We start from the raw sequence: 14,205 nt of genomic DNA on the forward strand, positions 1-14,205 counted from the left end.
GCTCCTATCTATTCCAAAAATTCCATAACCCCGATATAAGGCAGATTCCTATATCTTTGGTCATAGTCAAGTCCGTATCCGAGGACAAATTTATCTTCTATTTCAAAACATACATAGTCAACGACTACATCTTTTTCTCTTCTGGAAGGCTTGTCCAAAAGAGTACAAAGCTTTATGGACTTTGGTCCTCTCTTTTCAAGTATATCAAGAAGATATGCCAATGTATTACCTGAATCTATGATATCCTCAACTATCAATACATCCCTGCCCTCTATACTGTTATCCAAATCCTTTATTATTTTAACAACACCCGAGCTTTTGGTCTCGGCACCATAGCTTGATACACTCATAAAATCCAGTCTTACATCAAGATTCAGTCTTTTTGCCAGGTCACACATAAACATGACACCGCCCTTTAAGACACATATCAGTATAAGTTCTCTACCTTCATAATCCTTATTGATTCTGTCTGCAACTTCCAAAATCCTTTTGCTGATTTCCTCTTCGGTTATCATTACATTGATTTTCTCTTTCATATTAATCTCCTACTTACCTTTATTTCCAAAATATTTTTTGTACTTTTATCAACTCTGTATAATTCACCCGTTCTGTCAAGACCGCCTGAATTATAAAAGATATTGTCCAAACTGAATATCCAAAGCACCTGTGAATCTATTGAAAGAAGTATATGATCCTTTCTGACGGTTGCAGGTATTTTCTCATCTGTAAAAAGCTTTTTGATCGCTTTTTTGCCTGCTCTTATATAAATAAAATCACCGCTCTCATATCCTCTGATAACAAGATTTTCTTTTATGATTTTTATCATATCATCTTTATTAATAATATTATTTATAGATAAAGATTTTCTATTATATTTTACTATATTTTCAAGGACTTTGTCAAAATCCATCCATCTTATATTGCCATCTTTGGGGATATCTTTCATATTAAAATCATCCAAAATTCTGTATTTTATTTCAGGCAATATAATATTATCTGTTTTTACCGCTTCCTCGCTGAATTTCAGATTGTCATATTCATTATATACTTTTAAAGAATATTTTAAATCCAGCTTTTTTCCGTTTTCCAGTTTTGCCAAGTTCCATATATCCTCTATATGCACCATGGCTATATCCTTAATGCCATGATTTTTTTGTTTTAATATTTCTCTTAGGCTGTATCTGATAATATAGGTGGCTAAAATATGTTCTTTTTTCAATAATTCTTTTTTATTAAGTAAAAACACCCCATCGCCGGTATTTTTTAAATTCTTTTCACAAAATTTTATTGCCAGATTTTCAAAATATTCATCCGCTTCAGCCACTATATTGGAAGTTTTATAAAAATTATTGATTACATTGCTGTTTACATTATTTTTAAGTATGGGAAAAACTTCATTTCTTAAAACATTCCTTGTATATTCATTTTCAAGATTTGTACTGTCGGTCATATACTCTATATTATTTTTACTAAGATATTCTTCTATTTCCTGTCTTGAAAAACATAGCAAAGGTCTTATAATATTTCCGTTTTGTGCAAGTATCCCTTTAAGTCCCGAGATGCCGCTTCCTCTTGAGAGATTATGCAATATTGTTTCCGCATTGTCATCCTTATTATGGGCAATGGCAATCTTTACATTTTGGGCATCCGCACCCTCTTTTTGGATTATTTTTTTTGCAACTGTATCAAAGGTTGAATATCTTGCTTTTCTTCCTGCCTCTTCCTCACTTATCTTTTGTTCTCTTGCCATTTTTTTGATATCATAGTGAAAAGCAAAAAATTCCACATTCAATCTTTTGCAAAAATCCCTTACAAAATCCTCATCTCTTTTGGCTTCTTCTCCTCTGATACCATGATTTATATGTACGACAAAAAGCCTTATTTCTAAGGCTTTTTGTATGCAACTTAATATATTAAGCAGACATATCGAGTCTGCGCCGCCGCTAACACCAAGTACTATCCGGTCTCCCTTTTTTATCAATTGATTTTCTTCTATGAAATGACTTAATGCATCTGTATCTAACATATTATTTTTCTGCCTTTATAGCAATCTCATCAGGAAAAACCAGACCAAGTTTTTCTCTTGCCATCTCTATTATATAGCTGTCGGTTTGCACATATTTTCTTTGCTCTTCCAGCTTTTTTGCCCTTTCATCTTCGCTCTCAAGTTCTTCAACTATTTTTTGATTATAGGACTCTCTTTTTGCCAGTTCCTGCTTTATACTATGTACTTTTAAACCGAGAATTATTGCCAGGACTACCACTACCGCAGTAACTGCAACTATATCGAATTTGTTTTTTAATATTCCTATGGCTCTTTTTCTTTTTCTTGCCATCAAAACACTCCTTTAAATCCTTGTAAGCTTATCTTGCATTGAAAAACTTGAAAATCTTTCAAAACAGTTACTACCTTTATAATAGTATCATTCCATGCTTTTTGCAAGTCTCTATCATAGATGCCGGCCATATGCTTGACTGCACCTCTCCTACATGTGCCTTATTGAGAAGAAGCATACATAGTCTGCTCTGTCCGATACCTCCGCCTATTGTATATGGAAGTTCTCCGGCTAAAAGTGCCTTATGGAACGGTAGATTTTTTCTGTCAAGTGCATTTGCAATTTTTAGTTGTGCTTCCATAGCCGCCTCATCAACTCTTATTCCCATACTTGAAATCTCAACTGCACAGTTTAAATTTTCAAACCAGAAAAGAATATCTCCGTTTAATTCCCAGTCATCATAGTCAGGCGCTCTTCCGTCATGAGGTTTTCCGTCCCCAAGTGCCCCACCTATTTTTTCTATAAATACACATCCGTATTCTTTGGATATCAGACATTCTCTTTCCTTCGGTGTCTTATCAGGATATCTTAGTCTAAGCTCCTCGGAGGTAATAAAATAGATATCCTCAGGCAGATGATTTACAGCCTCCGGATATTTATACCATACCTCATGTTCCATATGCTTGATGACCTTAAATATGGTTCTTACAGTATCTTCAAGCACTTCAACGGTTCTGTCCTCTTTTCTTATTACTTTCTCCCAGTCCCATTGATCCACATAACATGAATGCAGGTTATCCAGTTCCTCATCTCTTCTGATGGCATTCATATTTGTATATAATCCCTCTCCCGGAGCAAAATTATACTCGCCAAGTGCCATTCTTTTCCACTTTGCAAGTGATTGAACCACCTCATACTCCTCATTCGGTACTCCCAGAATATCAAATGTCACAGGACGCTCCACTCCGCTCAGATTATCATTTAATCCGCTTGACTTTGATACAAATAAAGGCGCAGATACTCTCTCAAGATTCATTTCTTTTCCGAATTCTTTTTGAAATGTATCTCTGATATACTTTATTGCTTCCTGAGTTTGCCTTACACTTAAGACGGGATCATAATCCTTTGGTAAAATCAATGCCATAAATAACCTCCACAAATTATTTCTTTAAAAATTTATGATAGCACTAAGTATCATAATATACAAGATGATAGTGATACTTAATCATTCGCTTAATCGTTCATATATGGATGTGATATTTAATCTTTCGTGGTTCTTCCTCAATGTTTCACTCAGGTACTATACTTGAGATATTTAATTTTACAATCCTTGTAGCGTCTAACTCTTTGGTAAAATTTTTCCGGAATAAGTTCCTGAAATAAAAAGCTGAATAAAAAAGGGCTGCAGCAATAAGGAATTACTTAGCATATCCTTAAAGCTGCAGCCCCTTTCAGGCTTACTCAATTGCTATTGTCTTTGGCTGCTGTGGCAGGCTCTCTTTCTCCTTTGGTAAAGTGAGCTTTAAAATGCCGTTATTATATGAGCCCTTTATATCTTCTTCTGTAAGAGCCTCTCCTACAAAGAAGCTTCTCTGACAAGAACCGAATCTTCTCTCTCTGCGGATGTATCTATCCTTTTCATCTTTCTCGTCATTATTTTCTTCATGTTTTGCACTGATGGTCAGATAGCCGTTCTTTAAGCTTGCTGTGATATCTTCCTTATTAAATCCCGGAAGTTCCACAATGAGCTCATAATTGCCGTCCACTTCCTTCACATCCGTTTTCATGCTTGGAGCCTCAAACTTTCCAAAATCTCTGTTCCAAAAATCATTATTAAAAAAATCATCAAATAAATTATAATTTCTTCTAGGTAATAACATATCTATATCTCCTTATCTATAATACTTAGTTTACAAATAAAACTCTGAGATATAAAGCTCTGTAACGACCTTTGTTATCCATGTCTTATTTGTTATATATGTACTATAACACTACTTGTTAGCATTGTCAATAGTTGAGTGCTAATTTTTTGATAAAATCTTTTACAAAACTTCTTCTTAAACCTTGACATTCCACTTAGAATATCCTAAAATTATACTCGCGTTTAGATTGAACTGTCCGTGTCCAGGCTTCGATATAAACTTTTGAAAGTGTAACTTTCATACTATTAAAAAAGTTATTTATTTATTGGAGGTAAATGTGGCTAATATCAAATCCGCAAAGAAAAGAATTCAAGTTGCTTTAGTTAGAACAGAAAGAAATAAGGCTATCAGATCAAAAGTAAAAACTGCTATTAAGAAGGTTGACAGTGCTGTTGCAGCAAATGATAAGAAGCTTGCACAGGATAACCTTAAGGTTGCAATCGTTGAGATTACAAAGGCGGCATCTAAGGGTGTATATCACAAGAATAACGCTTCTCGTAAGGTTGCAAGACTTTCAAAGGCTGTTGATAGCATCAATGCATAAAATAAACTCCAATGACCGTCATCATTGGAGCTTTTTTATACCTGCTTGTTAAGAGCAGGTATTTTTTATCTGCTTATAATCATCTTACAAATCTTATTCCCCTGACCTGCGAACTTCTCTTCATACTCGGTCATTATATTTCCCTCTGACTCTTTTTCGGAATGAAAGTCAAAACTGCAATAGTTCAGTTTCCATTTTGAATCCTTTATTACTTCCAAAGAATACTCAAAAAGCCCCCTGTTATCGGTCTTAAACTCTATCACCCCATCTTTTTTTAATATAGTGTCATAGATATTTAAAAAGTCGGGTGAAGTCAATCTTCTGTTTGCATGTCTGTCCTTTGGCCATGGATCTGAGAAATTAAGAAAAATCTTATCCACTTCACAGACATCAAATATTTCTGCCAGCTTCCTTGCATCCGCACATAAAAACCTTAGATTATCTATCTCTTTTTCAGTCTCAATATTTCTTTTTCTCTGTATTGCCTTCATAAGTACACTTTCATACTTTTCTATACCTATAAAGTTTATATCCGGATTTTTTATTGCCATATTTCTTATAAACTGACCTTTTCCCATGCCTATCTCTATTTGCAAAGGTCTTTTTTCTTTAAATATATCCTGTATTTTCCCCTTCAGTTCTATGGCTTTATCCTCTCTTATACATTCCTTTGCATCAGAGATAAAGTCCTCACAGCCCTTTATATGTCTAAGTCTCATTCTTCCTACTCCCATTTCCTGTATAGCAATTTAGTATACAATATAAGCATTAAAAAAAGCAACAGGTAATTAGTCTGTTGCTTTAAAACCTTAAATTATAGTTGCATGATTTATCTCTTCAGGAATTATACCGTACAAATGCATTACTGCTCCTGTATTTCTCTTTTACCGAGTGTGATGCTTATGGTCTTTTCCACATAATCACCGTTTTCATCAAGTCTTTGTACTGTAAGGTCTATAGTTCTTCCACTCTCATAGTATGTAAGCATATTTTTAAGACTCTCCATGCTTCTTACACTTTGACCGTCAAACTTGATTATAATATCCTTTGCTTTTAAATCTGAAGATGCGGCTGCTCCGCCTTCTACCACCTTGTACACATATATACCCTGTGGCATATCATAAGCCTTAGCCATTTCCTCATCTATATCCTTACCCTGTATTCCAAGATAACCCTGATTTTCCTGTGCTACCACAGTTCTTGTTTCCTTGGTTGAAAGTTCGCCTATAAGCTCCTTTACCGCAGTAATCGGTATCGCATAGCCCATTCCTTCTACAGCGGTATCTGAATACTTTGCTGAGTTTATGCCTATAACCTCACCCTTCATATTAAGTAGTGCACCGCCTGAATTTCCGGGGTTGATGGCTGCATCTGTTTGTAACAGATTTCTTGAAGTACCACCCTCGGTTTTTATTTCTCTGTTTAATGCGGAGACATAACCGACCGTTACCGACTGTCCATATCCAAGGGCATTACCTATAGCCACTACTCCCTGACCTACTTTCACACTGTCAGAATCACCTATATTGGCAATACTTATCTTTGATAATGTATCTTCTGAAAGGTCTGATAACTTAATCGCTACTACAGCCACATCATTGTCACTGTCACCACCTTTTATAGAAGCAGCAGCCTTGGTTCCGTCTGTAAACTCCACTTCCAGACTGTTCGTATCTTCAATAACATGGTTATTGGTAACTACCAGCAGCTCCGTATCTGTTTTTCCGACTATGATTCCTGAACCGCTTGACTGTGCCTCATAGCTTTGCGGACCGAAGAAACTGTTCTGTGTCACCTCCGCTTTTCCGTAAATAGAAACTACAGAAGGCATTGCCTTATCTACAATGGTGGACACATCCATGCTTGAAAGATTGGTTGCAGGTGCAGCAGTCGTTTCACTGTCACTCTTGATATCACTTTGATTTCCTATAATGATATCATCCTTAGTTTCTACATTGCCTGCCAAATAGCTGTTTGCAACTGTATTTACACCTACCATCACACCGCCTGCCACAAGTCCGAATACCGCCGCACTTGCTACAAGCCCTACAGCTTTTCCTACTTTTGATTTTTTTCGCTCCTTACTCTTACCTTGGACTTTTTGAGGCTGTGCGGTAAGAGCCCTTGCTCGTACATCTTCTGACTGAGTTCCTCTATTAATCTCTCTATCACTTCCTTTATTGTATCCATCTGTATTTACCTCCCCGGCTGTATTTGTTGATATATTATCTGTTTTATTAAAAGCTGCATTTGATGATACCCCATCAGTTCTATCAAAACTCGCATTTATATTTGATGATGCACTATCTGATTTCCCAATATCCATACCTGTATTTGATACCTGATGCTCTGTTTTATCAAGACTTACGGCTGTATCTGATGAAAAATTATTTACATTTGATTCTATATCACCTGCTTTATCATAAACCGTATCCGATATATTTGTATGCCCTTCTGACCTTATATCCTGTGATTCATAGCTGCCTTCGCCCTCAAGTCTTCCTTCATTTCTTGCAATATTCTCTGCCGCCTTTGCAAGACTTTCAGTATGTTTTTTTATGATGCTGTCTATATCTCTTTGCTCATCCTCTGCATTAAGACTGTCAGCATTATTTTCCTTTATTGTATTCTCTTCTTTATTGTACTCATTTCTGCTGTTTATTTCATTTTCAAAATCATCTCTGTCAAATCCCATAATATTTCCTGTACGATACCGTACTCTCCTTTCATATATTTAAAAAGCATTGGTAGCTTTCCTCTATGGTTAGTAGTCTACCAATGCTTTGTGTCTTATTTGTGTATTTTTTGCGTTTAAAATATGTTTTTTAGTTTACGGATTTTTAAAATTACGCACAGAGTTCTTTTATGAAATCTGATATTTTTATTCAGGTCTTGCTTCTACGGTCTGTACATTTCCGCCTCCCGGTCCTATAACGGTCGGTGCGGGGGCAACAGTCTCCTCTTTTTTGGCAGCAGTTGACTCTTTTTCCGTAGGGGTAGGCATCGGCTCTACCGTGGACTCCTTTGTAGCCTTGTTTTCCTTACTTTCCTTGGTCTGTGCCTGAGTTGTAGGAGCCACTGTGGTCTCTCCCGGTCCGTTGGGTTTCTTTGTCTCCACCGGTGCGGCAGTCGTAGTCTCTCCCGGCCCGTCAGGCTTCTTTTTGGTATTTGGCTCAGTCTCCGTCGCTGATGTGCTCTTTTTTGTATGAGGCTCTGTCGGTGAAGTGATGATTTCAACATTTGATCCCTTGGAAGCCTGTGTGGTCTCTCCCGGTCCCACATTTACACTTGTTTTGGAAGTACTTGTGGATTTCTCTTTTTCGGATGTACCTTCATTTTCACTCTCATACGGCTGCAAACGATATTTATTTCCTGCACCGTCGGTGTAGTACTCACTGTCGGCATCCTTTTCCATCCACACAGTTTCACCGTTTTTATCCAATTGATAATATCTTCCGTTATTATCTATATAGATATCCACACTCTTTTTAGTCTCAGCCTCCGTGGTTGACTTTTTCTTGCTCTTGGTCTCGTCATCTTCATCGGATTTACTGTTGGACTTATAGCCTCCGCTTGCCTTCACACGCTTTACACTGTTTCCATCTTTATAAATTCCCGTATCGGATGAAATCCTGTCACTGTATGCCTTTACTTTTGCGGAAACCTCATAATCCTCATCTTTAAAAAGATATTTATGAAGCTCCAAAACATTGCTTTCAAGATTTACCGGAACCACAATAAATCCCTTGGTTCCAAGTGTCATATCATCCATCTCAAAAGGAAAACCGGCTGTATCTGCAAGCTTATATTTTTTGATATCATTTATCATATCAAGTCCGTCCTGCCAGGTAAGATTTGTAGCCACCATTGAAAGCATATTTCCAAGCAAATCATTAAGTGTTTTTAAATCCGCTTTTTTTGTTTTTTCAAAAGCAAGCTCTATAACTTTTCTCTGCCTTTCGGTTCTTTGATAGTCGGTATCCATATATCTAAGTCTGGCATAAGCTACAGCCTGAACGCCGTCCAAATGATGCATACCCGGTGCCTTTAACTGTACCGAGCCTATTCCGGTACCTTTAACAGTTTCTGTAATATATGAATTGATATACTTAAATTCAGGTTTTGTAATCTCTACATCTATACCTCCAAGGATATTGATTGCTGTTGCAACAGCCTTCCAGTTAAATGTAATATAGTCTGTAATATTCAAATCCAAACTGTCATTTAACATCTTAACGGCACTTGCAGGTCCGCCATAGCTATATGCGTGAGTAGCTTTTTGGAAGGAGTTTTTACCGACATCCAAATATGTATCTCTATAGATGGATACCAGCTTTATCTCTCCTGTATCCTGCTCAATAGAGCATATAATTATAACATCCGATCTGTTGCCCTTTCCTACACTGCTGTCTCTTGAGTCCACACCGAATACCGCAATATTTTTGTAGCCTCTCATCTCTTCCAGCTTTTTCTCTGACAAATCGGTGTTTACAACCTCTTCAATATCATATTCCGGTCTTTGTATTTTGGAATATTGTTTGAGTGCATAAGCATATGCAAATATAACACCCAGTACAAAAATCTCCGCTATAAGCATTGTAATGAAAAAAATGACTTTGGATTTTTTCTTTTTTCTGGACTTCTTATTTTCTTCGCTCATTATAATCCTCCTGCTAATAAGCATTTTTATTGATAAATCCCTTAAATATCGTCAAAAACATTATCTTGAAATCAAAACCCAAGGTCCAGTTTTCAATATAATATAAGTCATGGTCAATCCTCTTTTGTATAGATGTATCTCCTCTAAAACCGTTGACCTGTGCCCAACCTGTAAGCCCCGGTCTTACCTGATGTTTAATCATATAATGCGGTATCTCTTCCCTGAACTTTTCCACATAGAAAGGTCTTTCAGGTCTTGGTCCCACCAAAGACATATCTCCCTTTAGGATATTAAAAAACTGCGGCATTTCATCAATACTCGTTTTTCTTATAAACCTGCCGACACCCGTAACTCTCGGATCATTCGGCGTGGTCCATTTTGACTTTTCCTCCGACGGCTTTTGCACTGCCATAGAGCGGAATTTATACATTCTAAAAGGTTTATTATGTAAACCTACTCTCTCCTGAGCATATATTATAGGTCCGCCATCTGTCAACTTTACAAGTATGGCTGAGATTATCATTACCGGTGAAAACAGTATTATACCGAATAATGCCCCGAAAATATCCACAATTCTTTTTATATATGCATTATGTAATTCCGTGAGCGGTACATGCCTGATATTTATAACAGGCAGCCCCCATAAATCCTCTATATGCGGTATGGTCGGAATAAAATTATTATAATCCGGTATAAACTTTGTATGTACACCCGATTTCTCACAATCATTTACTATTGCTTCCAAGTGCTCATATTCTTTTATACTGAGTGTAATTGCAATCTCATCAAGTACATTCATTTCAAGAATCATATGTAGGTTTTGTATAGTTCCGATTACCTTTATGCCATTATAACTAAAGCCTCTCTCCTTGTTATCATCAAGTATTCCCCTGATATTATAACCCCACTCGGGATTTTGTTTTACTCTGTCGATGTAGCCTTCCGCAGCCCTTGAATATCCTATCAGTAAAACATGCTTTTGATTATATCCTTTTTGGCGTATATTCATCAAGAATATCCTTATGGAACTTCTCTCAAATACCATCAATACATTTGTAAGGATATAGAATATAATCACCAGTCTTCTTGAGAAATGGTGCATATCCATATTTTTACCGCCCAAATACAGTGTCAAAGTAAATATCAAAAATCCGATTGAATTGGCCTTAAATATATTTGCTATTTCACTTCTTCTTCCGGAAACTCTCTTTGGCGTATACAGTTCAAAGAATTCATACAGTATCAAAAATCCGGGTATAATAATTATCAGTGCGCTGAAATACTCCTGTGTAGACAATGCAAGCTGTGCGCCGTCATTATAATACATTATAAGATAAGCTATCAAATAGCTCACAAATATGACTACGGCATCTAAGAGTACATGCAGCCTATTCAGTCTCTTCTGGTTTTCTTTAATCATATATTGCTCCATATCGCAAGCCTATGCGATATACTTGCCCATTTCTATGTAGAATCATATATTAATTTTACAACTAAAAGCAAAATCATAACATTACATTTTGCTTAATCTTTAGTAACAGTTCTTAACCTGAATGTCTTTTTATAAATCTATACACATATTCAAAGGTTCCAAATATTATCTCACCTTCCAAAGCCAGTATATTTGATTTTTTTATCTCGGTAAAATCAACTCTGTCACATTCTTTCAGATTTCTAAATCCTTCAATAAGTCCGGTGATATAATCCTTTATAAATCCTTTTTTCAGGAAAAATCCCATTTTTATCATTGTACCTACAAAAAGCGGAAAGAAATTAAATGCTATTTGAAAATTTGTCATATTCTTATAAATAAGATAAATATTATTCCTTGCCGCAAGTCTTACCTTAAAGGAATTGTATTTTGAACCCGAAGTCGCACTTCCTAGATGATATACCTTTGCTTTCGGCTCAAAACCTATTATATATCCTCTAAGTCTTGCCCTGAAGCTTAAATCCATATCCTCCAGATAGGCAAAATGCATCTCATCAAAATATCCTATTTCATCTAAAATACTTTTTCTGTATATACTTGCTCCGGCACAGGCTGAAAATACGATCCTTTTCTTAGTAAAATCTTTTACCCTTTCGCCCACACCTATCTGATATCCCCATCCAAGCAAGGAATATCCGTCTCCGGCATCATCCACAAGCTCTTTATTATGAGCATTTATCATCAATGGATTTACCGCAAATATCTTATCGGACTTTTCTATTGCATTTACAAGCATTTCCACATAATCAGGGAAAACTTCCGTATCATTATTTAATAAAATAATAAACTCACTGTCTGATGCCGCAAGCCCTACATTCACACCGCCGGCAAATCCGAGGTTTTCATCCAGATATATTACCTTTATATTCAGATTGTTTTCATAACTTTCAAGACACTTCAGATACTCTACCGATTTGTCCTTTGAACCATTGTCCACAATCAAAACTTCAAAGTTTTTATAGCTCTGATATCTGAGTGATTCAATACAATCCTTCAAAAAATCAATCCCGTTATAATTGGGGATTATTATAGTTACTTTACTCATATTTCTCCCGAATACCTATAGGTATTTCTTTATTTTTTCATCAATAAAAGGTTCTCCGATTTTTTCATTCAATAAATCTCTTAATGCAAAATTTGACTTTCTCAATGTAAGATTCGGATTATAATACGGATCTCCGTTTGCCAGTATATCCGGCCATCTCTTCATAAATATAGCTGTTTCTTTGTTAAATCTTTCGATTTTTTCCGGACTGTCCTCAAGACCTCTCGATTTTGACTCATAATGATAGAATAATGCATAAGGATTGTAAACCACCAGATAATTTTTATCCCTTACCTTCATACAAAAATCTATATCATTAAATGCCACAGCCAGCTCCTCACTAAAGCCTCCTACTTCTTCAAATACAGACTTCTTTGTAATAAGTGCCGCAGCAGTCACCGCAGAATAGTCCTGTAATGTAAGTGCTCTGTGGAAATAGCTGTTTTCCACCTCGGAAAGTCCTATAAAGGTATGACCTGCCACACCTCCAAAGCCTACCACAACACCTGCATGCTGTATGGTATCGTCATTGTAAAGGAGTCTTGCTCCTACTATGCCGACATCATCTCTTAGAGCATACCACATCATCTCCTCTATGGCTCTTGGATTTATAAGCTCTATATCATTGTTTAAGAAAAATAAATATTCCCCGTTTGCAAAGCCCACACCGAAATTATTTATAAGAGAATAGTTAAACTCCCTCTCCCAGTATACTACCCTTACATTTTTAAACTCATTTTGAATCTTCTCATAGTACTCAAAAGTCTTTTTGTCCGTGGAATTGTTTTCCACTACAATAAATTCTATATTTTTATAAGTACTCTTTGTCATTATGGAGCGAATAGCCAAATCAAGATCTTCTCTATGGTCTTTATTTGGAATAATGATGGATAATAGCGGTTCTTTATCCAGTATAAAGTATTTATGATAAATACCGTAATCCACTCCCTTATCTATTTTTTCTATATGCAGGGACTTCCCAACTCTCTCTATATGTGCCTTTATGGCTCTTGCACCTGCCTCAAATGCATATAATTTGCTCTGCGGATTGGAAGCGGTAGAATTCATATGGCATCTCCAATGGTATAATACCTTCGGTATATGCACGATTTTTTTTGCATTTTCGGTAACCCTGAATATAAAATCATAATCCTGTGCACCGTCATATGCCGCATCAAACATTCCGGCTATATCTACAAGTTCTTTCTTTACCACAAAAAGATGGCAGATATAATTTACACTCTCCAATAAATCTATATTAAAATCCGGCTTAAAATGAGGATCAAATAGTGAACCTCCATCCATATCAAGCTTGTCCTCATCAGAGTATAAGCAATCGCAATCCTCTTTATTTATCGCCTTTGCACATTCATACAATGCATTCTCGGTAATAACATCATCATGGTCGGCAAGTACTATATAATCTCCGCCTGCCATCTTAAGTGCCTCATTTGTATTGCCTGCGATTCCTAAGTTTTTCCCAAGCTTTTTATACTTTATTTTATTTCCCGTATTCTTTTCTTCAATGTATTTTTTTATAAACTCCTCTTTATCCTTGCCGTTTTCACTTCCGTCCGCCAGACAAACCTCAAAATTTGTATAGGTTTGAGCCAAAATGGAGTCAAGAAGTTCTCCGAGGAAATTATCGGGTGTGGCATATAGCGGTATAACTATTGAAAATACCGGAGAATACTCAAACTTTTCCTCCCTTTGTGCCGAAAGTTCTTCCTTTGTCGGCTTTGTCTTTTCATACCACTCTGTATATTCATAGTCATTGTCCATACCCTGTATTTTACTTTTTGATTTTCTTATCAGAGCTCTCAAACCGTTCTTTTTCATAAAATTAAAAGCAACCCTTACAGTTTCCATATTGCAAAGGTCCTTAAGCTTTTCCATTCTCTTATATGCTACGCTGGAACGCTTATAAATAAGTTCTTCATTATACTTTATCTTCTTTTTTTGATTATCGACCACTATCTCAAGATAGTAGTCCTCTCCTCTTTTATAATCAAATTTGATATCAAAACCATAGTCCTCATCATATATCTTGCCAAAGTATACCTGACAAACATCATCTCTTCTCGTTTTTACATATTTAAAATCCACGCTTTCCATTTTACTGTTATAAACATGAAAAGAAGGCTGTGAAGTCGGCTTTTTACCCACAACCCAACCGTTTAAAGTAATATAGTTTTCTCTTATGCGAACATAGTCAACCTTATATTTCATAAAGTATTATTCCTTTTTACAAAAAAATATTCTGCCA

At 36.1% G+C, this 14,205-nt stretch carries 12 protein-coding genes; 1 reads left to right on the forward strand and 11 read right to left on the reverse strand.

The features are described from left to right. Nucleotides 1-8: 8 nt before the first annotated feature. The 5 genes from hpt to J4O15_RS02705 form a co-directional block, all read right to left on the reverse strand. Nucleotides 9-536, reverse strand: coding sequence for a hypoxanthine phosphoribosyltransferase (gene hpt / locus J4O15_RS02685; RefSeq protein ID WP_009220533.1), 528 nt, complete (start codon nucleotides 534-536; stop codon nucleotides 9-11). Next, a complete protein-coding gene (gene tilS, locus J4O15_RS02690; RefSeq protein WP_208099601.1) occupies nucleotides 533-2,026 on the reverse strand; it encodes a tRNA lysidine(34) synthetase TilS in 1,494 nt (497 codons plus the stop codon). The genes hpt and tilS overlap by 4 nt, the downstream gene beginning before the upstream one ends. A 1-nt stretch (nucleotide 2,027) precedes the next feature. Next, the gene (locus J4O15_RS02695; RefSeq protein WP_009220531.1) at nucleotides 2,028-2,336 is read right to left on the reverse strand and encodes a septum formation initiator family protein; all 309 of its coding nucleotides are present in this window, start codon (nucleotides 2,334-2,336) and stop codon (nucleotides 2,028-2,030) included. Between the two features lie 76 nt (nucleotides 2,337-2,412). Next, nucleotides 2,413-3,420, reverse strand: coding sequence for an aspartate--ammonia ligase (asnA, locus tag J4O15_RS02700; RefSeq protein WP_208099602.1), 1,008 nt, complete (start codon nucleotides 3,418-3,420; stop codon nucleotides 2,413-2,415). Nucleotides 3,421-3,733: 313 nt separating this feature from the next. After that, nucleotides 3,734-4,156, reverse strand: a complete 423-nt coding sequence (locus J4O15_RS02705; RefSeq protein WP_009220529.1) for an Hsp20/alpha crystallin family protein — start codon at nucleotides 4,154-4,156, stop codon at nucleotides 3,734-3,736. Between the two features lie 319 nt (nucleotides 4,157-4,475). Between J4O15_RS02705 and rpsT the strand changes: the two genes are divergently transcribed. Beyond that, nucleotides 4,476-4,742, forward strand: a complete 267-nt coding sequence (gene rpsT / locus J4O15_RS02710; RefSeq protein ID WP_208099603.1) for a 30S ribosomal protein S20 — start codon at nucleotides 4,476-4,478, stop codon at nucleotides 4,740-4,742. 65 nt (nucleotides 4,743-4,807) lie between these two features. Here rpsT and trmB read toward each other — a convergent pair whose 3' ends face one another. The 6 genes from trmB to J4O15_RS02740 form a co-directional block, all read right to left on the reverse strand. Continuing rightward, nucleotides 4,808-5,461 carry a tRNA (guanosine(46)-N7)-methyltransferase TrmB gene (gene trmB / locus J4O15_RS02715; protein ID WP_208099604.1) on the reverse strand — a complete coding sequence of 218 codons (654 nt, stop codon included), beginning with the start codon at nucleotides 5,459-5,461 and terminating at the stop codon, nucleotides 4,808-4,810. A 143-nt stretch (nucleotides 5,462-5,604) separates the two neighbouring features. Continuing rightward, nucleotides 5,605-7,437, reverse strand: a complete 1,833-nt coding sequence (locus J4O15_RS02720) for a S1C family serine protease (protein ID WP_208099605.1) — start codon at nucleotides 7,435-7,437, stop codon at nucleotides 5,605-5,607. A 186-nt stretch (nucleotides 7,438-7,623) separates the two neighbouring features. After that, the gene (locus tag J4O15_RS02725; RefSeq protein ID WP_208099606.1) at nucleotides 7,624-9,402 is read right to left on the reverse strand and encodes an LCP family glycopolymer transferase; all 1,779 of its coding nucleotides are present in this window, start codon (nucleotides 9,400-9,402) and stop codon (nucleotides 7,624-7,626) included. A gap of 13 nt (nucleotides 9,403-9,415) precedes the next feature. After that, complete coding sequence (locus tag J4O15_RS02730) at nucleotides 9,416-10,822, reverse strand: undecaprenyl-phosphate glucose phosphotransferase (protein WP_009220523.1); 1,407 nt, start codon at nucleotides 10,820-10,822, stop codon at nucleotides 9,416-9,418. Nucleotides 10,823-10,946: 124 nt separating this feature from the next. Then, nucleotides 10,947-11,939, reverse strand: a complete 993-nt coding sequence (locus tag J4O15_RS02735) for a glycosyltransferase family 2 protein (protein WP_208099607.1) — start codon at nucleotides 11,937-11,939, stop codon at nucleotides 10,947-10,949. Between the two features lie 15 nt (nucleotides 11,940-11,954). Continuing rightward, nucleotides 11,955-14,168: a glycosyltransferase family 2 protein gene (locus J4O15_RS02740; protein ID WP_208099608.1), complete on the reverse strand. Its 2,214-nt coding sequence runs from the start codon at nucleotides 14,166-14,168 to the stop codon at nucleotides 11,955-11,957. Nucleotides 14,169-14,205: the final 37 nt, after the last annotated feature.

The organism is Lachnoanaerobaculum sp. Marseille-Q4761, assembly GCF_017565785.1.
Classification (GTDB): Bacteria; Bacillota; Clostridia; order Lachnospirales; family Lachnospiraceae; genus Lachnoanaerobaculum.